The organism is Pseudomonas wadenswilerensis (assembly GCF_024749185.1).
In the GTDB taxonomy this organism is placed as follows: domain Bacteria; phylum Pseudomonadota; class Gammaproteobacteria; order Pseudomonadales; family Pseudomonadaceae; genus Aquipseudomonas; species Aquipseudomonas wadenswilerensis.
In genome coordinates, this window is sequence record NZ_CP087191.1 from 832,572 (window position 1) to 858,117 (window position 25,546).

Below are 25,546 nucleotides of genomic sequence, written 5' to 3' on the forward strand. Positions count from 1 at the left end.
CCATCAGCGATGCCGGTGGGCGCAGCTCATCGGCTGCCCGGCCAGCTCGCCGATCAGTGCCGCCAGGCGTTCGGCTTCGGCGCGGTTCAGGCGGTCGCTGCGCAGTACTTGCTCGCCAACGCCGAAGCTGAAGTTCCAATCCAGGTCCATCAGGTAGTAGGCGGTACCCTCCTCAGGGCTGCGCCATGTCGTGTGTGGCGCTTCGATGGCGTCGCCCATGAACTGCATGAAGGTTTCTTCGGCCACCTGAGCTTGCTGGTACTGCGCGGGCAAGGTGAAGTTCTCGCCGGCGCAGACAAACGGCTGGCCGGGCTCGAATTCGAAGAGGCGCACGATCTGCGCGGGGTCCGCTTCGATCCCGAGACGCCGGAACAGCTCGGCACTCGGCCGGTACAGCGGGCTGCACCAGAGGCTGTCATCACTGTCGCCGGTTTCATCCAGGGCATCGGCCGCAGCGGGCTCGAGCCAGCCGCGCGCCAGCAGCTGTCGCTCCAGGGCTTTCCAGTCCGCTGCGGGCAGGTGGCGATAGCGGGGGAAAATGAACTGATGATGCTCGGACATGCGCTGATCCTCTTCCATGATGGCGCGAGAGTAGCACGGCGAGATTGACGTCTGGCCCGGGCTTCACCTAGAGTGCCGACCTTCCTTTTTGCCTGTAGTCGACCCATGAACCGCTTTTCCCGTCCTCGCGCAATCCAGCCGGCTGTTATCCAGGCCGTGGTGTGCGACTGGCCGTGTGACACGGTGCTCAAGCGTCGGCGCAGCGTGCTGTTCGCCTTTACCTTCTCGCCTCACCGTCACACCTCCTGACCTGGCGGCTGCATGCCCGGCATTTTGCCGTGGCTGGCGCGCCTGTATCCGAATCTTTTTTACGGTCATGTATGCGCCTGCGCAGGTGCGATGTCGTGCCTGCGCCGGTGAGTCTGGAGTTGTGATGAATACGCGTTTGTTGCTGGGCTTGTTGTTTGCTGTCTCGGTGGTCGGTTTCAGCCTCGGGGCGAGCTTGCCGCTGGTGTCGCTGCGCTTGCTCGACGGCGGTGCCAGTACCTTGCAGATTGGTGTTGTCTCGGCGATTCCGGCGGCAGGGATGATGCTTTCTGCGTTCATGGTCGATGCCTGTTGCCGGCACCTGACCCGGCGCACCATCTACCTGCTGTGCTTCGGCCTGTGCACCCTGAGCATCGGCCTGCTCGAATGGGCTTTTTCTTCGATCTACCTGCTTGGCATGTTGCGCCTGGGGCTGGGTATCGGCATGGGGATCGCGATCATCCTCGGTGAGTCGTGGGTCAACGAGCTGAGCCCGGAGCACAACCGTGGCAAGATCATGGCCCTGTACGCTACCGCATTCACCGGGTTCCAGATGCTCGGCCCGGCGATGCTGGCGTTGCTCGGGGCGCACAGTACCTGGGTGACGACGGTGGTGACTGCCTGCTACGGCCTGGCGCTGCTGTGCATTGTGCTGACGGTACCCAATGATCATGTCGAGCATGGCGAGGAGGGCGGCAAGAGCTTTTCCCTGGCAGGCTTTTTCCGCGTGGCGCCGGCCTTGTGCATGGGCGTGCTGTTCTTCTCGTTCTTCGACGCGGTGATTCTTTCGCTGCTGCCGGTGTATGCCACCAACCATGCCTACGCAGTGGGCGTCGCGGCGTTGATGGTGACGGTGATCCTTACCGGCGACATGCTCTTCCAGCTGCCGATCGGCTGGCTGGCCGACCGCTGCGAACGCACCACCGTGCACCTGGTATGTGGCGTGGTGGCGATGCTGATTGGCCTGGCGCTACCGTGGCTGATCGGCATGCAATGGTTGCTGTGGCCGGCATTGGTGGTGCTCGGCGCGGTGGCGGGCGGGGTCTATACCCTCGCGCTGGTGCTGATCGGCCAGCAGTTCAAGGGCCAGGACCTGGTCACCGCCAATGCCAGCGTCGGCTTGCTCTGGGGTGTCGGCAGCCTGCTCGGGCCATTGCTCAGCGGCGCGGCCATGGACGTTGCGCCCCATGGCCTGCCGATGGCGTTGACGGCCATGGCGGCGCTGTTCGTGGTGTTCGCTCGCAGTGCCCGGCGTCGTGCATTCCGGGCTCAGCGCGCCGATCAGGGCGCGGCGTAGAACTCGCGTGCCAGGTGCCTTTCAGAAACGCTCGGGAACCATGCGCGAGGTGTAGCGGGTGCTTTTGTAGCGCCCGATCTTGCCGCGCTTGGGCAACTCGATCTTCTGCTTTTGGGTGATGTCCTCGTAGGGCACCTGTTTGAGAAAGTGGCTGATAATGTTCAGGCGCACCCGCCGCTTGTCCTCGGAAACGGCCACATACCAGGGGGCCCAGGAGGTATCGGAGGCGGCGAACATGTCATCCCGCGCACGGGTGTAGTCGTCCCAGCGGGTGAAGGACTTGAGGTCCATCGGGGTCAGTTTCCAGATCTTGCGCCCGTCGGTGATGCGCTCTTTCAGGCGCCGTTCCTGCTCTTGGGGGCTTACTTCCAACCAGTACTTGATGAGAACGATACCGGAATCGACCAGCATCTTCTCGAACAATGGCACCACCGAAAGGAACTTGCTGGCCTGCTCCTCGGTACAGAATCCCATCACCCGCTCGACGCCGGCGCGGTTGTACCAACTGCGGTCGAAGATCACCACTTCCCCGGCCGAGGGCATGTGCTGTATGTAGCGCTGGGCGTACATCTGGCTTTTTTCCCGCTCGGTCGGCGCTGGCAGCGCCACCACACGAAACACCCGCGGGCTGACGCGTTCGCTGATGGCCTTGATGGTGCCGCCCTTGCCGGCACCGTCGCGACCTTCGAAGACGATGCAGACTTTCAGGCCCTTGGCCACCACCCACTGCTGCAATTTGACCAGCTCGACGTGCAGGGCCTTGAGCGCTTGCTCGTACTCCTTGCGCGGGAGGCGTTCGTTGTTGCTTTGCTGTTCCTTCTTCTTAGCCATGCGCCAATACCTGGTCTGTGGACGGGAGGCGTTTGAATGCGGCTTTGAGTATAGACCTGGGTATTGGCCAGCGTTTGTACGCAACGCAGGCAAAGAAAAACCCCTTGAAGCATAGCCTCAAGGGGTTTCGGGCTCATCCGGATCCGGCAGGACCCAGGAAGCGGATCAGACGTTGAAGCGGAAGTGCATCACATCACCGTCCTTGACGATGTAGTCCTTGCCTTCCAGACGCCATTTGCCGGCTTCCTTCGCGCCGCCTTCACCCTTGTACTGGATGAAGTCGTCATAGGCGACCACTTCGGCACGGATGAAGCCTTTCTCGAAGTCGGTGTGGATCACGCCGGCTGCTTGCGGGGCGGTGGCGCCGACGCGGACGGTCCAGGCGCGGACTTCCTGCACGCCGGCAGTGAAGTAGGTCTGCAGGTTGAGCAGCGAGTAACCGGCGCGGATCACGCGGTTCAGGCCTGGCTCTTCGAGGCCCAGGGCTTCGAGGAACATGTCCTTCTCTTCACCGTCGTCGAGCTCGGCGATTTCAGCTTCGATCTTGTTGCACACCGGCACCACGATCGCGCCTTCTTCTTCGGCGATCGCGCGGACCGCGTCCAGGTGCGGGTTGTTGTCGAAACCGTCTTCGGCAACGTTGGCGATGTACATCACCGGTTTGCTGGTCAGCAGGTGGAAGCCGCGGATCAGGGCCTTCTCGTCGTCCGCCATGTTCTTCATCAGGCTGCGCGCTGGCTTGCCTTCGGTGAAGTGCGGGATCAGTTTTTCGAGGATGGCTTTCTGTGCCAGGGCATCCTTGTCACCGCCCTTGGCGTTGCGCGCAACCTTCTGCAGTTGCTTCTCGCAGCTGTCGAGGTCGGCGAAGATCAGTTCCAGGTCGATGATCTCGATGTCGCGCTTGGGGTGGACGCTGTTGGAGACGTGAATCACGTTCTCGTCTTCGAAGCAGCGCACCACGTGGGCGATGGCGTCGGTCTCGCGGATGTTGGCGAGGAACTTGTTGCCCAGGCCTTCACCTTTCGAGGCACCGGCGACCAGGCCGGCGATGTCGACGAATTCCATGGTGGTCGGCAGCACGCGGTTCGGCTTGACGATGGCCGCCAGGGCGTCCAGGCGCGCATCAGGCATCGGCACGATGCCGCTGTTCGGCTCGATGGTGCAGAACGGGAAGTTCTCAGCGGCGATGCCGGATTTGGTCAAGGCGTTGAACAGGGTGGACTTGCCGACGTTGGGCAGGCCGACGATGCCGCAATTGAAACCCATGGTGAATCCCTCTTCGTGGAGTCAGGCCTTTTGGCTGTGCAGCTCTCTCATCGCACGCGTCCAGTCGCCGGCGAGGATGTCCGGCAGCACGCCGAGGGCAAAATCGATACTGGCATCCAGCTTCTCCTGCTCGGCGCGTGGCGCCTTGCCGAGGACGAAACCGGAGACCCTGCTGCTGTCACCCGGGTGGCCGATGCCAAGCCGCAGACGGTGAAAGTCATTCTGGTTGCCGAGCTGGGCGATGATGTCGCGCAGCCCGTTGTGCCCGCCATGGCCGCCGCCCTTCTTGAGCTTGGCGACGCCGGGAGGCAGGTCGAGTTCGTCGTGGGCCACCAGGATGGCATCTGGCGGGATGCGGAAAAAATTCGCCAGTGCAGCAACGGCTTGGCCGCTGCGGTTCATGTAGGTGGTCGGAATCAGAAGACGAACGTCGTTGCCCTGATGGCTGAATTTTGCCGTCAGGCCGAAATACTTGCGATCAGCCGTCAGGTTGACGCGCTGGGCGCTGGCAATGCGTTCTACGAAAAGAGCCCCTGCGTTATGCCGGGTCTGTTCGTATTCGGGGCCGGGGTTTCCCAGGCCGACGATCAGTTGGATGGCGGTCACGTCAGGGGCTCTTCCTTGGAGTTGTGGGTTACAGCGCTGGGCGCTGTAACCCGGTCAACACCGGCGTGCCGAGTAGATTACTCAGCAGCGCCTTCTGCAGCTTCAGGCGCAACACGCGGAGCGTGAACGTTGGCAACAGCCAGGTCGTTACCGTGAGCCAGAGCGACGAATTCAACGCCTTTCGGAGCTTTGAGGTCCGACAGGTGGATGATCGCGCCGACGGCGGCGTTGGCCAGGTCGACTTCGATGAACTCAGGCAGGTCTTTGGCTTCGCAGGAAACTTCGATCTCGTTGATAACGTGGGAGATCTCGCCGCCTTTCTTGACCGGAGCTTCTTCGTTGATGAAGTGCACAGGGACTTTGGCGGTCAGTTTCTGGCCAGCAACAACGCGGACGAAGTCGGCGTGCAGGATGAACTGCTTGGCTGGGTGACGCTGCATCGCTTTAACAACGACATTTTCTTTCTTGCCGTCGATGTTCAGTTCGATAACGTGGCTGTAAGCAGCTTCGTTTTCGAACAGTTTGGCGATTTCCTTGGCCACGATGGTCAGGGATTGCGCTTCTTTGTCACCACCGTAAACAACGGCAGGGATCTGGGCGGCGAGACGACGCAGGCGGCGGCTCGCACCTTTCCCCAGGTCGGTACGCGCTTGGGCGTTCAGAGTGAAATCAGTCATTTTGTATCTCCAAAATAGCCATCTCCCGCAGGCGTTTGCGACCAGCGCCAAACGGGGTGGGCAAAAAAGCCCCGCCCCAACAACCAGTGTTGGGGCGGGGCGCTTTTCGTCAACGAGAGGTTCGCGAGGGTAAAACCCTCAGCGGAACATCGCGCTGATCGATTCTTCATTGCTGATGCGGCGAACCGCTTCGGCAACAACCGGTGCGATATCCAGTTGACGGATACGGTCACAGGCTTGTGCTGCAGCGGACAGCGGGATGGTGTTGGTCACCACCAGTGCGTCCAGCACGGAGTTCTCGATATTCTCGATCGCCCGACCCGACAGGACAGGGTGCGTGCAGTAGGCGTAAACCTTGGCAGCGCCGTGTTCTTTCAGGGCCTTGGCCGCGTGGCACAGGGTGCCGGCGGTGTCGACCATGTCGTCGACGAGAATACAGGTACGTCCTTCGACGTCGCCGATGATATGCATCACTTCGGAGTGATTGGCCTTTTCACGGCGTTTGTCGATGATACCCAGATCAACGCCCAGGGACTTGGCAACAGCACGTGCACGCACGACGCCGCCGATGTCCGGGGACACGATCATGAGGTTTTCGAAACGCTGGTCTTCGATGTCATCCACCAGAACGGGGGAGCCGTAGATGTTATCTACCGGAATATCGAAGAAACCCTGGATCTGGTCAGCGTGCAGGTCGACGGTGAGAACACGGTCGATACCTACGACGGTGAGCATGTCAGCGACGACTTTGGCGCTGATAGCTACACGCGCCGAACGCGGACGGCGATCCTGGCGGGCATATCCGAAGTAAGGAATCACGGCAGTGATTCGGGAAGCTGAGGAGCGGCGGAAGGCATCGGCCATCACTACCAGTTCCATCAGGTTATCGTTGGTTGGCGCGCAAGTCGGCTGAATGATGAAAACGTCCTTACCACGAACATTTTCATTAATCTCAGTGCTGATTTCGCCGTCGGAGAATTTCCCGACAGAAACATCACCCAGTGGGATATGCAGCTGACGTACGACACGCCGAGCCAGATCGGGGTTAGCGTTCCCCGTAAAGACCATCATCTTGGACACGCGCAGTACCTGAAGGCTGAGGGTATACCTGGATGAGTATAAGGAAAATGGCAGGGGCGGCTGGATTCGAACCAACGCATGGCAGGATCAAAACCTGCTGCCTTACCGCTTGGCGACGCCCCTGTATCTGTTGCTGCGAGCACCCGGTGCTCGATTCCTAGAGCAGACTCTGCAGCGTGCGATGCAACATCGAAATGTTACTTCCCTTAGCTACAAACCCTGTTTGGGTCTCTGCAAGAAGGGCCAAAACTTTATCAGCTTCAGCTTTGTTTGGGAAGGCCCCAAACACACAACTTCCAGTTCCGGTAAGCCGAGCATCAGTGAATTCGTTTAACAAATTCAACGATTTGCGTACCTCTGGGTAACGCTGCTCTACCACCGGTTGGCAGTCATTTCGACTGTTTCCCTTGGGAACGGGGCGCATCTTAAGGGGCAAGGAATCACGTGTCAACAGCGGATCTGAAAAAATTTCTGCTGTGCTAACAAATACTTGCGGGACCAGCACGACGTACCAGGGCTCTTCGGGGTCGACCGGGGTCAGCTTCTCGCCCACGCCCTCGGCGAACGCCGCATGGCCACGGACAAAAACCGGTACGTCAGCACCCAGGGTCAGGCCCAGCTCGGCCAGTTGGTCTTCGCTCAAGCCCAGTTGCCACAAATGGTTGAGGCCGAGCAGGGTGGTGGCGGCGTCGGAGCTGCCGCCGCCAATGCCGCCGCCCATGGGCAGGATTTTCTTCAGCCAGATATCCACGCCCTGGCTGCAACCGGTCAGGGCCTTGAGCTTGCGCGCAGCCTTGACGATCAGGTTGCTGTCATGGGGAACATTGTCGATCTCGGTGTGCAGGCGAATTTCACCGTCTTCGCGCAGGGCAAAGGAAAGCTCGTCGGCATGGTCGAGAAACTGGAACAGGGTTTCCAGCTCATGGTAACCGTCGGGGCGGCGGCCAAGAATGTGCAGCATCAGGTTGAGCTTGGCCGGTGCCGGCAGGGTCAGGGTTGCAGTGTTCATAGATCAGTGGCCCAGTTGCCGTGGTTGCCAGTCCTTGACCACCAGGGTCACGTCGAGGTTTTGCCCGTGCAGCTTGATGCGCTCGGGCAGCCAGTAGCCGTTCTGTTCGGCGTAGCTCAGGTACTGCACGTCCCAGCCGTCCTGCTTGAGGCTGGCCAGGCGGCTGTCGCCGTCGAGGGTCAGCTGGCTCTTGCTGTCGGGGGCGGGCAGGCCGCGAATCCACCAGACCAGGTGCGAAATCGGCAGCTCCCAGCCCAGTTGTTCTTCGAGCAGGGCTTCCGGGCTTTGCGCCTCGAAGCGGCCCTGGTTGGCGACTTCGAGGGTGACGCCGCCGGGGCGCCCGGTCAGGCGTGCCGCGCCGCGGCCCAGCGGTCCGGACAGGCGGATGTCGTAGTAATCCTGGCGTTGCAGCCAGAACAGCGTGCCGCTGCCGGAGTCTTTCGGCGCGCGGATACCGACCTTGCCGTTGATCTGCCAGCCATCGAGGGTGCTCAGCTGTTGCTTGTGCTCGCGCCACAGCTGTGGGCTGCCCTCGCCCCGCAGGGCCTCGCGGGAGCCGAAGCCGGCACAGCCGGCAAGCAGGGCGATCAGGCAAAAGGTGATGCAGTGGCGCAAAAACATAGGCTTATAGAGTCTCGGATCCGGTCAGGCGCAGGACGGTCTTGCGCAGGATGGGGCTGTCGGGCTGGGCTTCGAAGGCCTTGGCCCAGACCTGGCGGGCTTCGCGGCGCTTGCCGTTGGCCCAGAGTACTTCACCCAGGTGAGCGGCGACCTCGTGGTCGGGGAAACGCTCAAGGGCCTGGCGCAACAGGCGCTCGGCTTCGTCAAGGTTGCCCATGCGGTAGTTGACCCAGCCGAGGCTGTCGAGCACCGCCGGATCGTCCGGGGTGATCTGGTGAGCCTTGTCGATCAGCGCCTTGGCTTCGGCGTAACGGCTGGTGCGGTCTGCCAGGGTGTAGCCAAGGGCGTTGAGGGCCATGGCATTTTCCGGCTCGCGGCTGATGATGCTGCGCAGATCCTTTTCCATCTGGGTCAGGTCGTTGCGTTTTTCCGCCAGCATGGCCCGGGTGTAGAGCAGGTTGAGGTCGTCCGGGTACTGCTTGATCGCCTGCTGCAGAACCTGCCCGGCCTGGGCGTCCTTGTCGTTGTTGCCCAAGGCTTCGGCTTCGATCAGGTACAGCTGGATGGCGTAGTCGGGCTGGGCGTCGCGGGCTGCGGCCAGGCGCCGCGAGGCCTCGGCGCTGCGGCCGTTGGCGATGAGGATATCGGCCTGGCGCAGTTGCGCCGGCAGATAGTCGTTGCCGGGGCCGACCAGGGCGTATTCGTTCAGGGCGCTTTCGGGGTCGTTGCGCTCTTCATGAATGCGGCCCAGGTTCAGGTGTGCCGAATCGACATGGCTGTCGCGGGCGATCAGCTCTTCGAGGTAGCCGGCGCCTTCGTCCCAGTCCTTGGTTTCCAGGCTGACCAGGGCCAGCGAGTAACGCAGTTCGTCGTCATCCGGGTACTGCTGGACCAGGCTGACGAATTCGGCTTTGGCGTCAGCCAGGCGATCCTGTTCGACCAGCATGCGCGCATAGGTCAGGCGCAGGCGTTTGTCGTCCGGGTACTGGCGAATGGTTTTTTGCAGCAGCGGCAGGGCTTCCTTGCCGCGCTCCAGGCCTTGCAACAGGCGGGCGCGCAGCAGTACCGGGGCAATCTCGCCAGCCTCGGGCGGGTGTTCTTCGAGCAGGTCGAGGGCGGCCTGGGCCTTGCCATCCTGTTGCAGCAGCAGGGCCTTGCCGAACACCAGCTGACCGTTGTCGGGGTATTTCACCAGCAGGCGATCGAAACTGTTTTGCAGGCCGGCTCGGGTGTCCGGGTCGGTTTCGAGCGCTGACAGCGCGAGGAAATCAAAGTGCGTGTCGCCCTGGCCCTGCAGGACCTTTTCCATGTAGACCATGGACTCGTCATAGCGGCCGCCGCGGGCCAGCTGGATAGCAGCGGCGCGCTGGGCGTCGAGGTTGTTCGGGTCGTTCTTGGCCCAGATCAGCGAGGTGTCCAGGGCGGCCTGGTCGGCGCCCAGGTACTCGGCGATGCGGTAGGCGCGCTCGGAAATGCCCGGATCCTGGGTCTTGATCGCCTGGCTGACATAGTTGTCCAGGGCGATGTCGAAACGGTCGCGCTGGCCGGCAAGTTCGGCAGTCAACAGGCTGTACACGGTGTCCTGGCTGAACGATCCGTAGACGGTGGGCTTGGCCGGTTGCACCGGAGCGGCATCTGCAGGCGCCTTGGCATCCGGTGAACTCGGAGCCAGGGTCTGGCAGCCCTGGAGCAAGGCAAGGGCAAGGAGCAACGCGTAGGATCTATTCATAATCGGGATTTGGGCGGCTTACCAGCGGTCGGATCATCATGACACAAGCGCCGGGGCAAACCCATAAGCGAAGGTCTCGGTAGGGGTAGACTATAGAGACAATAGCGAGCGGTGGTTGTTCTACGCCCTGCGAAGTAGGACAATTATCGGCTTCTCGTCACAATCAGCGACCTTGCATGGCCTTTCTTGCCCTCGGTATCAACCATAAGACTGCCTCGGTAGACGTACGCGAGCGCGTGGCGTTTACCCCTGAGCAGTTGGTGGACGCCTTGCAGCAGCTCTGCCGACTGACCGCCAGCCGCGAAGCCGCGATCCTTTCGACCTGCAACCGCAGCGAGCTTTATATAGAGCAGGACCACCTGGGCGCAGAGAGTATCCTGCGCTGGCTGGCCGAATATCATCAACTGAGCCTGGATGAACTGCGCGCCAGCGCCTACATCCATGAAGATCACGATGCCGTGCGGCACATGATGCGGGTGGCCTCCGGGCTTGACTCGCTGGTGCTCGGCGAGCCGCAGATCCTCGGGCAGATGAAGTCGGCCTATGCCGTGGCCCGCGAAGCCGGGACCATCGGCCCATTGCTCGGGCGGCTTTTCCAGGCCACCTTCAGTGCCGCCAAGCAGGTACGCACCGACACCGCCATCGGCGAAAACCCGGTGTCGGTAGCCTTTGCCGCGGTGAGCCTGGCCAAGCAGATCTTCAGTGACCTGGGTCGTAGCCAGGCGCTGCTGATCGGCGCCGGTGAAACCATTACCCTGGTCGCCCGCCACCTGCACGAGCAGGGGGTGCGCCGCATCGTCGTGGCCAACCGCACCCTGGAGCGGGCCAGCACACTGGCCGAACAATTCGGTGCGCATGCGGTACTGCTGGCCGACATTCCCCAGGAGCTGGTCAACAGCGATATCGTCATCAGCTCCACCGCCAGCCAGTTGCCGATCCTCGGCAAGGGCGCGGTGGAAAGCGCGCTGAAGCAGCGCCGGCACAAGCCGATCTTCATGGTCGACATTGCCGTGCCGCGGGATATCGAGCCGCAGGTTGGCGAGCTGGACGACGTCTACCTGTATACCGTCGACGACCTGCATGAAGTGGTCGCCGAGAACCTCAAGAGCCGCCAGGGCGCTGCCCAGGCCGCCGAAGAGCTGGTTTCGGTGGGCGCCGAAGATTTCATGCTGCGCCTGCGCGAGCTGGCTGCGGTGGATGTACTCAAGGCTTATCGTCAGCAGAGCGAACGCCTGCGCGACGAAGAGCTGCAAAAGGCCCAGCGCCTGCTGGCCAACGGTACCAGCGCCGACGAAGTGCTGGTGCAACTGGCCCGTGGCCTGACCAACAAATTGCTGCATGCGCCCAGCGTGCAGCTGAAAAAGCTCTCTGCCGAAGGCCGCCTCGATGCGCTGGCCATGGCCCAGGAACTCTTTGCCCTCTCCGAGGGTTCGACGGATAAAACCCCGCAATGAAAGCGTCGCTGCTGAATAAACTGGACACGCTCCAGGACCGTTTCGAGGAACTGACCGCCCTGCTGGGCGATGCCGAGGTCATTTCCGACCAGACTCGCTTTCGCGCCTATTCCCGTGAATATGCTGAAGTCGAGCCGGTAGCCGTTGCCTACGCCCAGTGGCGCAAGGTCCAGGATGACCTGGCCGGCGCCCAGGCGCTGCTCAAGGACAGCGACCCCGACCTGCGCGAAATGGCCGTTGAGGAAGTGCGCGAAGCCAAGGAGCAACTGGCGCTGCTGGAAAACCAGCTGCAGCGCATGTTGCTGCCCAAGGACCCCAACGACGGGCGCAACGTGTTTCTGGAGATCCGCGCCGGGACCGGCGGTGACGAAGCGGCGATCTTTTCCGGCGACCTGTTCCGCATGTATTCGCGCTACGCCGAAAAGCGTGGCTGGCGCCTGGAGATTCTCTCGGAGAACGAAGGCGAGCATGGCGGTTACAAGGAAATCATCGCCCGGGTCGAAGGCGACAGCGTCTACGGCAAGCTGAAGTTCGAGTCCGGTGCTCATCGAGTTCAGCGCGTACCGGAAACCGAATCCCAGGGCCGTATCCACACTTCGGCCTGCACCGTGGCGGTGCTGCCCGAGCCTGACGAGCAGGTAGCGATCGAGATCAACCCGGCGGACTTGCGTGTCGACACCTACCGCGCCTCCGGTGCCGGTGGTCAGCACATCAACAAGACCGACTCGGCGATCCGTATCACCCACTTGCCCACCGGCATCGTCGTCGAGTGCCAGGAAGAACGCTCCCAGCACAAGAACCGTGCCCGGGCGATGTCCTGGCTGTCGGCCAAGCTCAACGACATCCAGACCAGCGCGGCGCAGAATGCCATGGCCAGCGAGCGCAAGCTGCTGGTCGGCTCGGGTGACCGTTCCGAACGAATTCGTACCTACAACTATCCACAGGGGCGGGTGACCGATCACCGCATCAACCTGACCCTGTATTCCCTGGATGACGTTCTGGCCGGTGGGGTCGACGCGGTTATCGAGCCGTTGCTGGCCGAATACCAGGCTGACCAACTGGCTGCACTGGGTGAGTAAATGACGATTATTGCCAGCTTGCTCCGCGGTGCGGAGCTGCCGGATTCGCCGACGGCGCGTCTGGATATCGAACTGCTGTTGGCTGCGGCCATCGGCAAGTCGCGCAGCTACCTGCACACCTGGCCGGAGCGGATTGTCAGCAGCGAAGCGGCACTGACCTTTGCCGACTACCTGCAACGTCGGCGTGCCGGCGAGCCGGTGGCCTACATCCTCGGTCAGCAGGGGTTCTGGAACCTCGACCTGGAGGTGGCCCCGCATACCCTGATCCCACGGCCGGAAACCGAACTGCTGGTTGAAACCGCCCTGCAGTTGTTGCCGGCAAGCGCCGTCAAACTGCTCGATCTTGGCACCGGCACCGGCGCCATTGCTCTGGCCCTGGCCAGCGAACGTCCGCTGTGGCAGGTCACCGCCGTTGACCGCGTCCTCGAAGCCGTGGCCCTGGCCGAGCGCAACCGCCAGCGCTTGCAGTTGAACAACGTGACGGTGCGGAGCAGTCACTGGTTCGATGCCCTGGCAGGCGAGTGCTACGACCTGATCATCAGCAACCCGCCGTACATTGCCGCCGCCGACCCGCACCTGGTGGCCGGCGACGTGCGCTTTGAGCCAAGCAGCGCGCTGGTCTCCGGCGAAGACGGCCTGGATGACCTGCGCAGCATCATCAGCCAGGCGCCGGAGCACCTGCTGCCCGGTGGCTGGTTGCTGCTCGAGCACGGTTACGACCAGGCCGCCGCGGTGCGCGAGCTGCTGGCCAAACATGACTTCGAACAGATTGAAAGCCGCCTGGACCTCAACGCCCACGAGCGCATCACCCTGGGGCGGCTGTCGTGCTGACCGATCAGGAACTGTTGCGCTACAGCCGGCAGATCCTCCTGGCGCAGGTAGATATCGACGGTCAGCTGCGGCTGAAAAACAGTCGGGTGCTGATCGTCGGCCTCGGCGGCCTCGGTTCGCCCGTGGCGCTGTACCTGGCGGCGGCTGGCGTTGGCGAGTTGCACCTGGCTGACTTCGACACGGTGGACGTCACGAACCTGCAGCGCCAGGTACTGCATGACACCGCTTCGGTGGGCCTGAGCAAGGTCGACTCGGCGCTTGCACGCCTCACTGCAATAAACCCTGAAATCACCTTGCAGGCTCATCGCAGTGCCCTGGACGAAGACTCCCTGGCCGAGGCAGTCAAGGTCGTGGACCTGGTGCTGGATTGCTCGGACAACTTCGCCACCCGCGAAGCGGTCAACGCCGCCTGTGTAGCCCAGGGCAAGCCGCTGGTCAGCGGCGCGGCAATTCGTCTGGAAGGGCAGTTGTCGGTGTTCGACCCGCGCCGCCCGGAAAGCCCCTGCTACCACTGCCTGTACGGGCATGGCAGCGAAGCCGAGCTGACCTGCAGCGAAGCCGGTGTGCTTGGCCCGCTGGTCGGCCTGGTCGGCAGCCTGCAAGCACTCGAGGCCTTGAAGCTGCTGGCCGGTTTCGGTGAGCCGCTGGTGGGGCGCCTGTTGTTGATCGATGCCTTCGGTAGCCGATTCCGTGAGCTGCGGGTCAAGCGTGACCCAGGCTGCAGTGTCTGTGGCGAGCATCATGACTGAAGCTGCGGCGGCGCCGGTCGGCGTTTTCGATTCCGGGGTCGGCGGCCTGTCGGTACTGGCCGAGATCCAGCGCCTGCTGCCTAATGAGTCGCTGCTGTATGTCGGCGACTGCGGGTACATTCCCTATGGCGAGAAGTCGCCGGAATTCATCCGCCAGCGTTGCCGTGTGGTTGCCGAGTTCTTCCGTGCACAGGGCGCCAAGGCCATGGTCCTGGCCTGTAATACCGCGACAGTGGCGGCGGTGGCAGATTTGCGCGAACAGTTTTCACACTGGCCGATAGTGGGTATGGAGCCGGCGGTAAAACCCGCCGCTGCCGCGACCCGCAGCGGTGTCGTTGGCGTGCTGGCCACCACCGGCACCCTGCAAAGCGCCAAATTCGTCGCCTTGCTTGATCGCTTTGCCAACGACGTTCGCGTCGTCACCCAGCCTTGCCCGGGGCTGGTGGAGTGCATCGAGGCTGGCGACTTGAACAGCCCGGTGGTGCGCGAGCTGCTGCAAGGCTATGTGAAACCCTTGCTCGATGCCGGCTGCGACACCCTGATCCTGGGCTGCACCCATTACCCCTTCCTCAAGCCTTTGCTGGCGCAAATGCTCCCGGCCTCGGTGGCGATCATTGATACCGGCGCCGCGGTTGCCCGGCAATTACAGCGCCTTCTGGGTGAGCGCGAGCTGCTGGCCACGGGACCTGCTCGGGATGCGCAATTCTGGACCAGCGCCAGCCCCGAACATATGAGAAAGATCCTTCCAATGTTGTGGAATAAATCTGACAGTGTGCGAAGCTTTGCAATGTAAAAAAAGTGTGAAAAGCACTCAACATTGACTGAACTAACGCAACGTTGCCGATTTCTATTTATTGTCTGGTGAGACAAGAAAACCAACAACAGCATTAGGAAATAGGACGTTTCTCATGAAGAAACTGCTTTGCTTGGCTGCTCTTGCAGCCGTTACCCTGGGGCAATCTTTCACAACTCAAGCAGCGGACGTTTCGTTCTCGATCGGGCAGACCGGCGACTCGACCATGACCTATCGGCTGGGCCTGCAATCGAACTGGGATGCCAGCTGGTGGCAAACCAGCGTAGGCCGTATTACCGGCTATTGGGATGGTGCCTACACCTACTGGGATGGCGACGAGACGGCAAGTAACCACAGCCTGTCGTTTGCGCCGGTGTTTGTTTATGAGTTCGCCGGTGAGTCAGTCAAGCCCTACATCGAAGCCGGTATTGGTGTCGCCGCATTCTCCAGTACCGAAGTTGAGAGCAACAAACTTGGCTCCTCCTTCCAGTTCGAAGACCGTATCGGCTTCGGCCTGCGCTTTGCCGGTGGCCACGAAGTTGGTGTGCGCGCCATTCACTACTCCAACGCCGGGCTGCAAACGCCCAACGATGGTGTAGAAAGTTACGCATTGCACTACCGTATGCCGCTCTGACTTCAAGTGCTGCCCTGTGGTTTACACAGGGCTTGAAGGTCGCTCGGGCAATGGCCAGAGGCTGTTGAGGTTGAGGGCTTCGAGCAGTAATTCCGGGGCTCGTTCGGGGAGCCGCTGGACGATCACATCGGCGGCGCTTTCCGGGGTCCACTGTTCGGGCATGACCTGAACTCCGACCAGCGGCACTTTCAAGGCCTGGGGCGCGACAAGGGTCAGGTCGATGCCTTTACTCTGCAGATTCTGCCGCTCGGCACGAAACACTTCTGCCAGGTTGTTGCTCGGTGTTGCCGGCTGGCTTGGCTCGTAGAGTTGCAGTGCGGAATAGCGGCTGAGCACCGCCAGGACTTGTGGTGCCTGGCCTTTTTCCAGTAGCGGCACTGCAACGTTCAGGCAGTGGACCGAGGCGCTCAGGTTGCTGCTGGCGATGGCTTCGAAAATTGCCGTCGGCGAGAGGCTGGCGTCCAGGTAATCGCAGGTGCCGGCATTCACCAGCAGGCAATCGAGGGCGCCCCAGTGTGCCTGGAGTTGCTGGCCGGCCTGCGCCGCTTGCACACCATCATCCAGACTGCCGTCGAGCAACAACAGCTGCTCGGGGTTGAGCTGCGACAGGCCCGTCAGTTCAGGCGATGCCCGGCCGCTGGCCGCGACCTTCCAGCCCTGCTCAAGCAGCTGTTGCACCAATGCCAGGCCCAGGCCGCTGCTGGCGCCGGTGACCCACACTTTACGCGCGATGGGTTCGCTCACGTTACTGCCCTCTCTTCCTGCCGCGTGGGTAAATTCTTGAATGCATTCAACGCACGTTGGCGACTGCTACTGAGGTCCACAATAGGCTGTGGATAAAGGTTAGAAGCAAAAAGATCGTCAGTAATCACTGGATGGTGGATATTTTTTTCAGCTACATCCACCAATTCCGGTAGCCATTGCCGAATGAAGCTACCACCTGCATCGAAGCGTTGCGACTGGCTGAGCGGATTGAAGATACGAAAGTACGGCGCGGCATCGGTACCGGTCGAGGCGCTCCACTGCCAGCCGCCGTTGTTGGCGGCCAGGTCTCCGTCAATCAGGTGGCGCATGAAAAAGCGTTCGCCTTCGCGCCAGTCGATCAACAGGTTCTTGGTCAGGAACATGGCGACGATCATGCGCAGGCGGTTGTGCATCCAGCCGGTGGCGTGCAATTGGCGCATGGCGGCATCGATGATCGGGATACCGGTCTGCCCTTGTTGCCAGGCCTTGAGTTCATCCGGCGCGTAGCGCCAGGGCAGGGCCTCGGTTTCCGGGCGGAAGGCGCGGTGCATCGAGACCCGCGGGTAGCCAACCAGAATATGCTTGTAGAACTCCCTCCAGAGCAGTTCGTTGATCCAGGTCACCAGGCCCCGGTTGCCACTGTCGAACTCGCCAAAGTTGTGGCTTAGCGCGGCGTGCAGGCACTGGCGCGGCGAGATCACCCCGGCAGCCAGATAGGCCGACAATTGGCTGGTGCCGGCGACCGCGGGAAAGTCGCGCTGCTCCTGGTAATCCTCGGCGCGTTCGTCGATGAAGCGTTGCAGGCGTCGCTGCGCTTCATCCTCACCGGCTGGCCAGAGGTCGCGCAAGGATTGTGGGGGCGGCTGGAAACCGGCGACTTCACTGGGCACCGGGTCGCTGGCGACAGCTGTCGGCGCTTGCGCCTTCAGCTCGTTGACCAGGCGCGGCAAGCCCAGGTGCAGGCGCTCGTAACAGACCTTGCGGAACTGGCTGAAGACCTGGAAGTAGCCGCCGCTGCGGGTAAGGATGCTGCCGGGCTTGAACAGCAGTTGGTCGAGATAGCCGTGTACGGCAATGCCTTGCTGGCCGAGGGCGGCTTGTACCGCCTGGTCGCGGACGCTTTCATTGACGCCATATTCCGCGTTGAAATGCACAGCCTGTACCTGGTGTTCACGGCACAGTCGTAGCAAGGCTTGCGGTGCCTGTTGCCAGGTGTCGGCGTGACGGATCAGCAGGGGAATGTTCAACTGCGCCAGCGCTGCGCGCAGGCTTTGCAGGTTGCGCAACCAGAAGTCGACCTTGCACGGCGCATCGTCATGGTCCAGCCATTGCCCGGGGCTGAGCAGCCATACCGCGAGGGTCGGGCCGTGTTCGCAGGCCGCTGTCAGCGCGGTGTTGTCGAGTACGCGCAGGTCGCTGCGCAGCCAGATCAGTTGCATGGTGTTCCTTTGCCATTGGCGGTGGTGTTCATGGCGCGCGTCCACTGAGTCGTTGCAGGCAGTGCAGCGCTGCCTGGGGAGAGTCGAGGGCAAACAGCGTCTCGTCCGTCCAGGCCTGCAGGGCATGCTTATGAATGCTGACTGCGCGGCCACATAGGAGTTTCGGAATTTCGACGTTGGCCAGGTTTCGTTGCAATCGGGATATGTCGACCGACTTGTCGACGCTCAGCAGCAACGCCCAGGGCTGCAGATGGCCTACAGCCAGGCTCAGCTCGTTGCCGGGCGGCGGCCAGTCGAAGACCTGCACCGGAAACCCGGCATTGCTCGCCAGCCAGGCGCTCAGCCAGAGCCGTGGGTCGAAGGCCAGGTCCGAGCCGTTGACCAGCAGCAACGGGGCTCCGCCGAGCTGATGGTTGTTGTGGTAGATCCGCGTGCCCAGTTTGCTGCGCAGCCAGGAATGAAAGAACACTTGCTCAAGCCCTGCGGCAAACTGGCCCTGCCAGCGCAGTTCCAGATCGGCAAGCAGCGGCATCAACAGGTGTTCGCAGAGCGTTGCCGCCGGGTACAGGGCCATGGCCTGGTTCAGGTGTTGCTCAAGGCGGCGCTCGGCGAGGGCGGCAATGGCCTCTTTCAGTTGCTCGCGCAGGCCTTGCCAGTCGCTGCCGGCAGGCGATTGCGCTGCACTGGGGGTGGCTTCCAGCAAGGATCTGACCTGGCTGACCGCGGCACCGCGGTTGAGCCAGGTGAGAATCTGCTGGATGCGCTGGACGTTTTCCTGGCTGTAGAGGCGATGCCCCTTGCCGGTGCGTTGCGGCACGATCAGGCCATAACGGCGTTCCCAGGCGCGCAGGGTGACCGGGTTGACGCCGGTCAGGCGCGTCACCTCGCGGATCGGCAGCAGCGCATCAGATGGCATTGCGCAGGCTCAGGTTTTCCGGGTGCGGTTGCAGGTATACCTGCTGCGCCAGGTAGGGGTCGGGGTGGTTGCGCAAGTGATGCTTGAGCAGCGTCAGAGGCACCACCAGCGGTACTACGCCGGCATGGTACTGGGCGATCAGTTGCTGGATTTCCTGCTTGTCGTCGCGGCTCAGGGCATCGCGCAGGTAACCGCTCAGGTGCAGCAGCACATTGCTGTGGGTGCCGCGGCTGGCGCAGCGGCGCAGGGCCTGCATCAGCTGGCTGAAATAGTGCGGGGCAAGCACTTCGGGGTCATCGTCACGGGTCATGCTGCCCAGCAGTTTGCCCAGCGTCTTGTACCGTTGAGGGTTGTGGGCCATCAGCTGGTACTTGTAGCGGGCATGAAAAGCGATCAGGGCGCCACGGCTGACGCCATCGGTGAGCAGTTGCTGCCAGTCGGCGTAGGCGTACACGCGGGTGATGAAGTTCTCCCGCAGTACCGGATCGCACAACCTGCCGTCTTCCTCCACCGGCAGGTCAGGATGCTGTTCGCAGAACGCGGCGGCGAACAGCCCGCGGCCGCCTTCCGCTGCCGGGTAGCCATTGGCCTGATAGACCTTGACCCGTTCCAGGCCGCAGGACGGTGATTTGTGCATGAAGATGTAGCCGCAGATGTCGCCAAGATCCTTGGCCATCTGTTGACCATAGGCGCGCAACGGACCGGACAGATCCAGGCCCGGGTCGCGACTGCACACCGCCTGCGGGTCGGCTGGATCGCCGATCAGACGGATAGGTGCGCGAGGCACGCCCAAGCCAATGGCGACTTCCGGGCACACCGGGACGAACTCGAAGTGTTCGCTGAGCACCTCGTTGCACAGTCGCGAAGCCTTGTGACCACCGTTGAAGCGCACCTCCTGACCGATCAGGCAGGCACTGACAGCGATGCGGGGTTTGCGTGGCAGGTCATGAGCGTCCATGAACAGATCCTGAAAAATATTGTACAAAAATAAAAAGCTGTACAGATAAATCTCATCATAGAGATAAACCTGTGCAAGTCAAATTACTTGTACAACCTTTGTGCAGGATGTCGAAACACGCGCAGCGGGGCTGAACAGAAGCAGCCCCGATAAGCTATTCCAGGTGTTCCAGCAAACGCCGGGCCGCTTCCTGGCCGCTCAACCAGGCACCCTCGACGCGGCCAGACAGACACCAGTCGCCGCAGGCATACAAGCCCAGGTCGGCATCCGCCAGGGCACCCCATTCGTGGTTGCTGGCCGGCCGGGCATAAAGCCAGCGATGGGCGAGGGAGAAATTCGGAGCCGGGACCACGCAGCCGACCAGCTCGGCGAAGTCGCCCCACAGCTGCTCGATGACGGCCTCCTTGGCCAGGTCGATATGGTGTTTGCTCCAGCTTGCGGTGGCATGCAGTACCCAGGTGTCCATATGTTCATCGCGCCCGGGTTTGCTGCGGTTGCGCGCCAGCCAGTCGAGGGCGCTGTCTTGTACGAAGCAGCCCTGCATCGGGGTGTCGAGCGGTGTGTCGAAGGCCAGGGCAATGGCCCAGGTCGGGTCCATCTGCACGCCGGCCGCAGTGGCGGCGAGCTTGGGGGCGGCGCTCAGCAGCTGGGTAGCCTGGGGTGCCGGCACGGCGACCACCACCCGGCTGAACGGACCGTGGCTGCAGCCGTCTGTGTCCTGCAGGTGCCAGTACTTCTGGCCGCGATAGACCTCGGCAATACGGCAACGGAAGTTCACCGTGACATCCTTGAGCAGGCCGCGGGTGATGGCGCTCATGCGCGGTACGCCGACCCAGCGCGTCTGTTCATCGGGGGAGGGGCTCAGTACACCATCCTGGTAGTGATACAGCTGCGGCTTCCATTCTGCCGCCCAGCCGGCGGCCACCCATTGTTGCAACTGGTCGACAAAACGCCGGTCACGGGCAGTGAAATACTGGGCGCCAAGGTCGAGGGCGCCGGCATCGCTGCGCTTGCTGGCCATGCGTCCCCCGCTGCCGTGGCCCTTGTCGAACAAATGAACGGTCTGCCCGGCTTTCTGCAATGCCTGGGCCGCGGAAAGGCCGGCAATACCGGCCCCGATGATGGCAATAGGTACAGTCATGATGGCCTCTTCGAACCTTATGGTTGCAGACTACGCTGCCCGGTAAACCTGTACAATGCATGAATCCTGTATAAGATGATTCCGCTCGTTACCACAGGTTGGCCTATGTTTATCCGAGAGCGATCGGTCAAAAAAGTGCCTTGTTGTTAAAAATAGACCACTGGCGCGCCATGTGAGGACACAGCCATGCATATATTGCTGACCGGCGGTACCGGGTTGATCGGCCAACACCTGTGCCAGCACTGGCTGGCCCAGGGGCATCGGCTGACGGTCTGGAGTCGTCGCCCTGAACAGGTGGGCAGGTTATGTGGTGCTGGCGTGCGCGGCATTGCCCGGCTTGACGAGTTGGCCGATGACGACACCGTGGATGCGGTGATCAATCTGGCCGGTGCACCGATAGCCGATCGGCCCTGGAGTTCCAGTCGACGGGCATTGCTCTGGGCCAGTCGGATCACCCTGACCGAACAATTGCTGGCCTGGCTGGAGGCGCGCCAGCAGCGCCCTCAAGTGCTGATTTCGGGCTCGGCGGTAGGTTGGTATGGCGATGGTGGCGAGCGTGAACTCACCGAAGCCTCGCAGCCGGTCAAGGAGGATTTTGCCAGCCAGCTGTGCATCGCCTGGGAAGAAACCGCCATGGCTGCCCAGCCTCTGGGTATTCGTGTGGTACTGGTGCGTACCGGCTTGGTGCTGTCGAGCGAGGGCGGCTTTTTGTCGCGCCTGCGCCTGCCGTTCAAACTGGGGCTGGGCGGGCCTATTGGCGATGGTCGGCAGTGGATGCCGTGGATTCATATACACGACCAGATCGCCCTGATTGATTTTCTCTTGCAGCACAAGGATGCCAGCGGTCCTTATAATGCCTGCGCCCCGGAGCCGGTGCGCAACCGCGAGTTTGCCAGGCGTCTGGGCCGGGCCATGCATCGCCCGGCGTTCATGCCGCTGCCGGCGCTGGTGCTCAAGGCCGGGCTGGGCGAGCTGTCGACCCTGCTGCTGGGGGGGCAAAGGGCGCGGCCGGTACGTTTGCTGGCCGCCGGTTTCACCTTCCGCTTCAATGATCTGCAATCGGCCCTGGATGAACTGTCCAGCCGCCTCTGAAATAGGACGTTGCATGACCGATCACGCTTTGCTGCTGGTCAACCTGGGTTCACCGGCTTCCACCTCTGTCGCCGACGTGCGCCGGTACCTCAATCAGTTTCTCATGGACCCCTATGTCATCGATCTGCCGTGGCCGGTGCGCCGGTTGCTGGTGTCGCTGATTCTGATCAAGCGCCCGGAGCAGTCGGCCCATGCCTATGCTTCGATCTGGTGGGACGAGGGCTCGCCACTGGTGGTGCTGACCCGTCGCCTGCAGGCGGCCATGCGCGAGCAGTGGAGCCACGGCCCGGTGGAAATCGCCATGCGCTATGGCGAGCCTTCGTTGCCGACAGTACTGGCACGCCTGGCCAGCCAGGGCGTGCAGAAGGTCACCCTGGCGCCGCTGTATCCACAGTTTGCCGACAGCACCGTGACCACGGTCATCGAGCAGGCCAGGCAGGTGATTGCCGAGCAGAAGCTGCCGATTGAGATGGCGATCCTGCAGCCGTTCTACGACAAGCCTGAATACATCGATGCCCTGGCCGCCAGTGCGCAGCCTTATCTGCAGCAGGATTACGACCACCTGCTGCTGAGCTTTCATGGCCTGCCCGAGCGGCATCTGAAAAAGCTCGACCCGACCGGCAACCATTGCTTCCAGGATGCCGATTGCTGTCGAGACGCTTCGCCCGAAATGCTTGCAGTTTGTTACCGCGGCCAGTGCCTGCGCACCGCCCAGGCGTTTGCGAAGAAGATGGGCATTGCCGACGGCAAATGGTCGGTGTCATTCCAGTCACGGCTGGGGCGGGCGAAGTGGATCGAGCCCTATACCGAAACGCGCCTGGATGAGTTGGGTAAGTCAGGGGTGAAAAAGCTGCTGGTGATGTGCCCGGCATTTGTCGCCGATTGCATCGAGACCCTGGAGGAAATCGGTGATCGTGGGCGCGAGCAGTTTGTCGAGGCGGGCGGCGAAGAGCTGGTGCTGGTGCCGTGCCTGAATGATCACCCACAGTGGGTGCAGGCGTTGAAGGGGATGTGTCTGCAAGCAGATTGAATGCAAGGGGCCGCTGTGCGACCCATCGCCGGCAACGCCGGCTCCCACAATGGCAATGCATGCACTCTGTGGGAGCTGGCTTTGCCAGCGATGGGCCGCGCAGCGGCCCCATCAGGCAATCAGATCAAGGCAACTGATCGTCCAGCGCCTTGTTTTTCCAGCTGTCGTTACCCGGCAGCAGCAGGTTCAAGGCAATAGCCACCACGGCACACAGGGCGATGCCCTTCAGGCCCCAGTCGTCCGGGCCAGTGCCGCTACCGATCAGCACGCCACCGATACCGAATACCAGGGTCACCGAAACGATCACCAGGTTGCGCGCCTCGCTGAGGTCGATCTTGTGACGGATCATGGTGTTCATGCCCACTGCGGCGATCGAGCCAAACAGCAGGCAGAGGATGCCGCCCATTACCGGTACCGGAATGCTTTGCAGCAGCGCGCCGAACTTGCCGATGAAAGCCAGGGTGATGGCAAAGATTGCCGCCCAGGTCATGATCTTCGGGTTGTAGTTCTTGGTCAGCATCACTGCGCCAGTCACTTCGGCGTAGGTAGTGTTGGGCGGCCCACCGAACAGGCCGGCGGTGGTGGTGGCGATGCCGTCACCGAGCAGGGTACGGTGCAGGCCAGGCTTCTTCAGGTAATCGCGGCCAGTCACGCTGCCCACCGCAATCACGCCGCCGATGTGCTCGATCGCAGGTGCCAGGGCCACCGGCACGATGAACAGGATCGCCTGCCAGTTGAATGCTGGCGCGGTGAAGTGCGGCAGGGCCAGCCATGGCGCGGCGGCGATCTTGGCGGTGTCGACCACGCCGAAGTAGAACGACAGGCCAAAGCCCATCAGTACACCGGCGATGATCGGCACCAGACGGAAGATGCCCTTGCCGAACACCGCGACGATCAGGGTGGTCAGCAGCGCCGGCATGGAGATCATCATGGCGGTGCCGTACGGCAGCAGCTCGGTGCCGTCACCCGCCTTGCCCATGGCCATGTTGGCGGCAATCGGTGCCATGGCCAGGCCGATCGAGATGATCACCGGGCCGATCACTACCGGTGGCAGCAGGCGGTCGATAAAGCCGGTGCCTTTGATTTTTACGGCAAGGCCGAGGAAGGTGTAGACGAAACCTGCAGCCATTACCCCGCCCATGGTCTCGGCCAGGCCGAACTGGCCTTTGGCGAGGATGATCGGGGTAATGAAGGCGAAGCTGGACGCCAGGAATACCGGAACCTGACGGCCAGTTACCACCTGAAACAGCAGAGTTCCCAGACCCGCAGTGAACAGCGCGACGTTGGGGTCCAGCCCCGTAATCAGTGGCATCAATACCAGCGCGCCGAAGGCGACGAAGAGCATCTGCGCGCCGGAGACGACCTGGCGCCAGAGCGGGTCGTTGAACTCATCCTGCATGTTCAGGCGTCCTTCTGCTTGGTACCGAAGATCTTGTCACCGGCATCGCCCAGGCCAGGGATGATATAGCCGTGCTCGTTCAGGCACTTGTCGATGGATGCGGTATAGATCTGTACGTCCGGGTGGGCTTTCTCGACGGTGTCGATGCCTTCTGGCGCGGCAACCAGGACCATCGCGCGGATGTCCTTGCAGCCGGCTTTCTTCAGCAGGTCGATGGTGGCGACCATCGAGGCGCCGGTGGCCAGCATCGGGTCGATGATCAGGGCCAGGCGCTCGTTGATTTCCGGTGCCAGCTTTTCCAGGTAGGTGTGCGCTTCGAGGGTTTCCTCGTTGCGGGCCACGCCCACGGCGCTGACCTTGGCGCCAGGAATCAGGCTGAGCACGCCGTCGAGCATGCCGATGCCGGCGCGCAGGATCGGTACTACAGTAATCTTCTTGCCAGCGATCTTCTCGACCTGGACCTTGCCGCACCAGCCATCGATTTCATAGCTTTCCAGGGGCAGGTCTTTGGTGGCTTCGTAGGTCAGGAGCGTACCGACTTCCTGGGCGAGCTCGCGAAAATTCTTGGTGCTGATATCGGCGCGGCGCATCAGGCCGAGCTTGTGGCGGATCAGCGGATGGCGGATCTCACGGGTAGGCATAGGGAAAAGCTCCGGGGGGCGGGCAAAAAACCGCGCTAGATTAATCTATTCAGCCATGCATGTCCTCAGGCTTACTGGACGTTAGTCCAGAAATGCTTGATCTGATGCGACGGGATGCGTACCTTTGCCCGCTTTTCTCAATTGCCGCCCCTTGGAGAGCGCCATGTCCGCCGATCTCGAGCACATCCGTCAAGTCATGCGCGAGGCTGACTGCCTGCACACCGAAGCCGAAGTCGAAGCAGCCATTGCCCGCGTGGGCGCGCAGATCACCGAAGTGCTGGCCGATAGCAATCCGGTAGTCTTCTGCGTGATGAACGGCGGCTTGATCTTCGCCGGCAAGTTGCTGACCCATCTGCAATTCCCGCTGGAATCGTCCTACCTGCACGCCACCCGCTACCGTAACCAGACCAGCGGCGGTGACCTGTTCTGGAAGGCCAAGCCGGAAGTCTCGTTCATTGATCGCGATGTGCTGATCATCGACGATATTCTTGACGAAGGTCATACCCTCAGTGCAATTATCGATTTCTGCAAACATGCCGGTGCTCGTGCCGTGCATACTGCCGTCTTGATCGACAAGGACCATGACCGCAAGGCCAGCGCCGACCTCAAGGCCGATTTCTGTGGCCTGAGCTGCGTTGACCGTTACGTGTTCGGTTACGGTATGGACTACAAAGGTTACTGGCGCAATGCCAACGGCATCTACGCGGTTAAAGGGCTCTGACT

Annotated in this window: 27 protein-coding genes and 1 tRNA gene; 11 read left to right on the plus strand and 17 right to left on the minus strand. The window is 62.0% G+C overall.

Features of this window, described 5'->3' with window-relative positions; genetic code table 11:
- Window positions 1-3 precede the first annotated feature (3 nt).
- Window positions 4-561, minus strand: a complete 558-nt coding sequence (locus LOY45_RS03695) for a hypothetical protein (protein WP_258578766.1) — start codon at window positions 559-561, stop codon at window positions 4-6.
- A gap of 105 nt (window positions 562-666) precedes the next feature.
- Here LOY45_RS03695 and LOY45_RS03700 point away from each other — a divergent pair, with 105 nt between their 5' ends.
- Window positions 667-810, plus strand: coding sequence for a hypothetical protein (locus LOY45_RS03700; RefSeq protein WP_176470440.1), 144 nt, complete (start codon window positions 667-669; stop codon window positions 808-810).
- A gap of 124 nt (window positions 811-934) precedes the next feature.
- Window positions 935-2,104, plus strand: a complete 1,170-nt coding sequence (locus tag LOY45_RS03705; RefSeq protein WP_134064315.1) for an MFS transporter — start codon at window positions 935-937, stop codon at window positions 2,102-2,104.
- A 21-nt stretch (window positions 2,105-2,125) separates the two neighbouring features.
- On the opposite strand, the gene ppk2 is transcribed toward LOY45_RS03705, so the two are convergent.
- The 9 genes from ppk2 to LOY45_RS03750 all read right to left on the minus strand — a co-directional run bounded on the left by ppk2 (window position 2,126) and on the right by LOY45_RS03750 (window position 9,923).
- Window positions 2,126-2,935: a polyphosphate kinase 2 gene (gene ppk2 / locus LOY45_RS03710; protein WP_115088761.1), complete on the minus strand. Its 810-nt coding sequence runs from the start codon at window positions 2,933-2,935 to the stop codon at window positions 2,126-2,128.
- A gap of 165 nt (window positions 2,936-3,100) precedes the next feature.
- Window positions 3,101-4,201 carry a redox-regulated ATPase YchF gene (gene ychF, locus LOY45_RS03715; RefSeq protein WP_115088760.1) on the minus strand — a complete coding sequence of 367 codons (1,101 nt, stop codon included), beginning with the start codon at window positions 4,199-4,201 and terminating at the stop codon, window positions 3,101-3,103.
- A 21-nt stretch (window positions 4,202-4,222) separates the two neighbouring features.
- Window positions 4,223-4,807: an aminoacyl-tRNA hydrolase gene (gene pth, locus LOY45_RS03720; RefSeq protein WP_038997179.1), complete on the minus strand. Its 585-nt coding sequence runs from the start codon at window positions 4,805-4,807 to the stop codon at window positions 4,223-4,225.
- A gap of 77 nt (window positions 4,808-4,884) precedes the next feature.
- Window positions 4,885-5,484, minus strand: a complete 600-nt coding sequence (locus LOY45_RS03725; protein ID WP_115088759.1) for a 50S ribosomal protein L25/general stress protein Ctc — start codon at window positions 5,482-5,484, stop codon at window positions 4,885-4,887.
- A gap of 138 nt (window positions 5,485-5,622) precedes the next feature.
- Window positions 5,623-6,564, minus strand: a complete 942-nt coding sequence (locus tag LOY45_RS03730; protein WP_010225730.1) for a ribose-phosphate pyrophosphokinase — start codon at window positions 6,562-6,564, stop codon at window positions 5,623-5,625.
- Between the two features lie 48 nt (window positions 6,565-6,612).
- Window positions 6,613-6,687: transfer RNA gene (locus LOY45_RS03735), tRNA-Gln, on the minus strand.
- Window positions 6,688-6,721: 34 nt separating this feature from the next.
- Window positions 6,722-7,573 (minus strand): 4-(cytidine 5'-diphospho)-2-C-methyl-D-erythritol kinase, encoded by an 852-nt coding sequence (gene ispE, locus LOY45_RS03740; protein ID WP_233674632.1) that lies wholly within the window; start codon window positions 7,571-7,573, stop codon window positions 6,722-6,724.
- Between the two features lie 3 nt (window positions 7,574-7,576).
- Window positions 7,577-8,194, minus strand: coding sequence for a lipoprotein insertase outer membrane protein LolB (gene lolB, locus LOY45_RS03745; protein WP_115088757.1), 618 nt, complete (start codon window positions 8,192-8,194; stop codon window positions 7,577-7,579).
- Between the two features lie 4 nt (window positions 8,195-8,198).
- The gene (locus LOY45_RS03750) at window positions 8,199-9,923 is read right to left on the minus strand and encodes a tetratricopeptide repeat protein (protein ID WP_115088756.1); all 1,725 of its coding nucleotides are present in this window, start codon (window positions 9,921-9,923) and stop codon (window positions 8,199-8,201) included.
- A 176-nt stretch (window positions 9,924-10,099) separates the two neighbouring features.
- On the opposite strand from LOY45_RS03750, the gene hemA reads away from it, so the two are divergent.
- The 6 genes from hemA (at window position 10,100) to LOY45_RS03780 (ending at window position 15,463) form a co-directional block, all read left to right on the plus strand.
- Window positions 10,100-11,377 (plus strand): glutamyl-tRNA reductase, encoded by a 1,278-nt coding sequence (hemA, locus tag LOY45_RS03755; protein WP_115088755.1) that lies wholly within the window; start codon window positions 10,100-10,102, stop codon window positions 11,375-11,377.
- On the plus strand, window positions 11,374-12,456 hold the full coding sequence (gene prfA / locus LOY45_RS03760; RefSeq protein ID WP_115088754.1) for a peptide chain release factor 1: 1,083 nt from the start codon (window positions 11,374-11,376) through the stop codon (window positions 12,454-12,456). The genes hemA and prfA overlap by 4 nt, the downstream gene beginning before the upstream one ends.
- On the plus strand, window positions 12,457-13,287 hold the full coding sequence (gene prmC, locus LOY45_RS03765; protein WP_115088753.1) for a peptide chain release factor N(5)-glutamine methyltransferase: 831 nt from the start codon (window positions 12,457-12,459) through the stop codon (window positions 13,285-13,287).
- Window positions 13,281-14,036 (plus strand): molybdopterin-synthase adenylyltransferase MoeB, encoded by a 756-nt coding sequence (locus LOY45_RS03770; RefSeq protein ID WP_115088752.1) that lies wholly within the window; start codon window positions 13,281-13,283, stop codon window positions 14,034-14,036. Before prmC ends, LOY45_RS03770 begins: the two co-directional genes overlap by 7 nt.
- A complete protein-coding gene (gene murI, locus LOY45_RS03775; RefSeq protein ID WP_258578767.1) occupies window positions 14,029-14,829 on the plus strand; it encodes a glutamate racemase in 801 nt (266 codons plus the stop codon). The genes LOY45_RS03770 and murI overlap by 8 nt, the downstream gene beginning before the upstream one ends.
- A 115-nt stretch (window positions 14,830-14,944) precedes the next feature.
- A complete protein-coding gene (locus LOY45_RS03780; RefSeq protein WP_115088750.1) occupies window positions 14,945-15,463 on the plus strand; it encodes an acyloxyacyl hydrolase in 519 nt (172 codons plus the stop codon).
- 21 nt (window positions 15,464-15,484) lie between these two features.
- Here the strand turns inward: LOY45_RS03780 and LOY45_RS03785 are convergent, their stop codons facing one another.
- The 5 genes from LOY45_RS03785 to LOY45_RS03805 all read right to left on the minus strand — a co-directional run bounded on the left by LOY45_RS03785 (window position 15,485) and on the right by LOY45_RS03805 (window position 20,661).
- Window positions 15,485-16,207, minus strand: a complete 723-nt coding sequence (locus LOY45_RS03785) for an SDR family NAD(P)-dependent oxidoreductase (RefSeq protein WP_233674630.1) — start codon at window positions 16,205-16,207, stop codon at window positions 15,485-15,487.
- The gene (phrB, locus tag LOY45_RS03790) at window positions 16,204-17,646 is read right to left on the minus strand and encodes a deoxyribodipyrimidine photo-lyase (RefSeq protein WP_258578768.1); all 1,443 of its coding nucleotides are present in this window, start codon (window positions 17,644-17,646) and stop codon (window positions 16,204-16,206) included. Before phrB ends, LOY45_RS03785 begins: the two co-directional genes overlap by 4 nt.
- A gap of 28 nt (window positions 17,647-17,674) precedes the next feature.
- On the minus strand, window positions 17,675-18,562 hold the full coding sequence (locus LOY45_RS03795) for a MerR family transcriptional regulator (protein ID WP_115088748.1): 888 nt from the start codon (window positions 18,560-18,562) through the stop codon (window positions 17,675-17,677).
- Window positions 18,552-19,520, minus strand: coding sequence for a YbgA family protein (locus LOY45_RS03800; RefSeq protein ID WP_115088747.1), 969 nt, complete (start codon window positions 19,518-19,520; stop codon window positions 18,552-18,554). Before LOY45_RS03800 ends, LOY45_RS03795 begins: the two co-directional genes overlap by 11 nt.
- A 154-nt stretch (window positions 19,521-19,674) precedes the next feature.
- Window positions 19,675-20,661 carry an NAD(P)/FAD-dependent oxidoreductase gene (locus tag LOY45_RS03805; RefSeq protein ID WP_115088746.1) on the minus strand — a complete coding sequence of 329 codons (987 nt, stop codon included), beginning with the start codon at window positions 20,659-20,661 and terminating at the stop codon, window positions 19,675-19,677.
- A 186-nt stretch (window positions 20,662-20,847) separates the two neighbouring features.
- On the opposite strand from LOY45_RS03805, the gene LOY45_RS03810 reads away from it, so the two are divergent.
- A complete protein-coding gene (locus tag LOY45_RS03810) occupies window positions 20,848-21,753 on the plus strand; it encodes a TIGR01777 family oxidoreductase (protein ID WP_115088745.1) in 906 nt (301 codons plus the stop codon).
- Between the two features lie 13 nt (window positions 21,754-21,766).
- Entirely contained in the window at window positions 21,767-22,783 is a 1,017-nt protein-coding gene (gene hemH / locus LOY45_RS03815; protein WP_258578769.1) for a ferrochelatase, read from the plus strand.
- A 124-nt stretch (window positions 22,784-22,907) separates the two neighbouring features.
- Here the strand turns inward: hemH and LOY45_RS03820 are convergent, their stop codons facing one another.
- Both LOY45_RS03820 and upp read right to left on the minus strand, forming a co-directional pair.
- Window positions 22,908-24,182 carry a uracil-xanthine permease family protein gene (locus LOY45_RS03820; RefSeq protein WP_115088743.1) on the minus strand — a complete coding sequence of 425 codons (1,275 nt, stop codon included), beginning with the start codon at window positions 24,180-24,182 and terminating at the stop codon, window positions 22,908-22,910.
- 2 nt (window positions 24,183-24,184) lie between these two features.
- A complete protein-coding gene (gene upp, locus LOY45_RS03825) occupies window positions 24,185-24,823 on the minus strand; it encodes a uracil phosphoribosyltransferase (RefSeq protein WP_115088742.1) in 639 nt (212 codons plus the stop codon).
- Window positions 24,824-24,986: 163 nt separating this feature from the next.
- Between upp and LOY45_RS03830 the strand changes: the two genes are divergently transcribed.
- The gene (locus tag LOY45_RS03830) at window positions 24,987-25,544 is read left to right on the plus strand and encodes a hypoxanthine-guanine phosphoribosyltransferase (protein WP_010225758.1); all 558 of its coding nucleotides are present in this window, start codon (window positions 24,987-24,989) and stop codon (window positions 25,542-25,544) included.
- The last annotated feature ends 2 nt before the right edge of the window (window positions 25,545-25,546 follow it).

What these genes read in the sequence shown, in the direction of transcription:
- LOY45_RS03695 (WP_258578766.1), bottom strand. Translation starts at nt 561, where the DNA reads ATGTCCGAGCATCATCAGTTCATTTTCCCCCGCTATCGCCACCTGCCC.
- LOY45_RS03700 (WP_176470440.1), top strand. Translation starts at nt 667, where the DNA reads ATGAACCGCTTTTCCCGTCCTCGCGCAATCCAGCCGGCTGTTATCCAG.
- LOY45_RS03705 (WP_134064315.1), top strand. Translation starts at nt 935, where the DNA reads ATGAATACGCGTTTGTTGCTGGGCTTGTTGTTTGCTGTCTCGGTGGTC.
- ppk2 (WP_115088761.1), bottom strand. Translation starts at nt 2,935, where the DNA reads ATGGCTAAGAAGAAGGAACAGCAAAGCAACAACGAACGCCTCCCGCGC.
- ychF (WP_115088760.1), bottom strand. Translation starts at nt 4,201, where the DNA reads ATGGGTTTCAATTGCGGCATCGTCGGCCTGCCCAACGTCGGCAAGTCC.
- LOY45_RS03725 (WP_115088759.1), bottom strand. Translation starts at nt 5,484, where the DNA reads ATGACTGATTTCACTCTGAACGCCCAAGCGCGTACCGACCTGGGGAAA.
- ispE (WP_233674632.1), bottom strand. Translation starts at nt 7,573, where the DNA reads ATGAACACTGCAACCCTGACCCTGCCGGCACCGGCCAAGCTCAACCTG.
- lolB (WP_115088757.1), bottom strand. Translation starts at nt 8,194, where the DNA reads ATGTTTTTGCGCCACTGCATCACCTTTTGCCTGATCGCCCTGCTTGCC.
- LOY45_RS03750 (WP_115088756.1), bottom strand. Translation starts at nt 9,923, where the DNA reads ATGAATAGATCCTACGCGTTGCTCCTTGCCCTTGCCTTGCTCCAGGGC.
- hemA (WP_115088755.1), top strand. Translation starts at nt 10,100, where the DNA reads ATGGCCTTTCTTGCCCTCGGTATCAACCATAAGACTGCCTCGGTAGAC.
- prfA (WP_115088754.1), top strand. Translation starts at nt 11,374, where the DNA reads ATGAAAGCGTCGCTGCTGAATAAACTGGACACGCTCCAGGACCGTTTC.
- prmC (WP_115088753.1), top strand. Translation starts at nt 12,457, where the DNA reads ATGACGATTATTGCCAGCTTGCTCCGCGGTGCGGAGCTGCCGGATTCG.
- murI (WP_258578767.1), top strand. Translation starts at nt 14,029, where the DNA reads ATGACTGAAGCTGCGGCGGCGCCGGTCGGCGTTTTCGATTCCGGGGTC.
- LOY45_RS03780 (WP_115088750.1), top strand. Translation starts at nt 14,945, where the DNA reads ATGAAGAAACTGCTTTGCTTGGCTGCTCTTGCAGCCGTTACCCTGGGG.
- phrB (WP_258578768.1), bottom strand. Translation starts at nt 17,646, where the DNA reads ATGCAACTGATCTGGCTGCGCAGCGACCTGCGCGTACTCGACAACACC.
- LOY45_RS03795 (WP_115088748.1), bottom strand. Translation starts at nt 18,562, where the DNA reads ATGCCATCTGATGCGCTGCTGCCGATCCGCGAGGTGACGCGCCTGACC.
- LOY45_RS03800 (WP_115088747.1), bottom strand. Translation starts at nt 19,520, where the DNA reads ATGGACGCTCATGACCTGCCACGCAAACCCCGCATCGCTGTCAGTGCC.
- LOY45_RS03805 (WP_115088746.1), bottom strand. Translation starts at nt 20,661, where the DNA reads ATGACTGTACCTATTGCCATCATCGGGGCCGGTATTGCCGGCCTTTCC.
- LOY45_RS03810 (WP_115088745.1), top strand. Translation starts at nt 20,848, where the DNA reads ATGCATATATTGCTGACCGGCGGTACCGGGTTGATCGGCCAACACCTG.
- hemH (WP_258578769.1), top strand. Translation starts at nt 21,767, where the DNA reads ATGACCGATCACGCTTTGCTGCTGGTCAACCTGGGTTCACCGGCTTCC.
- LOY45_RS03820 (WP_115088743.1), bottom strand. Translation starts at nt 24,182, where the DNA reads ATGCAGGATGAGTTCAACGACCCGCTCTGGCGCCAGGTCGTCTCCGGC.
- upp (WP_115088742.1), bottom strand. Translation starts at nt 24,823, where the DNA reads ATGCCTACCCGTGAGATCCGCCATCCGCTGATCCGCCACAAGCTCGGC.
- LOY45_RS03830 (WP_010225758.1), top strand. Translation starts at nt 24,987, where the DNA reads ATGTCCGCCGATCTCGAGCACATCCGTCAAGTCATGCGCGAGGCTGAC.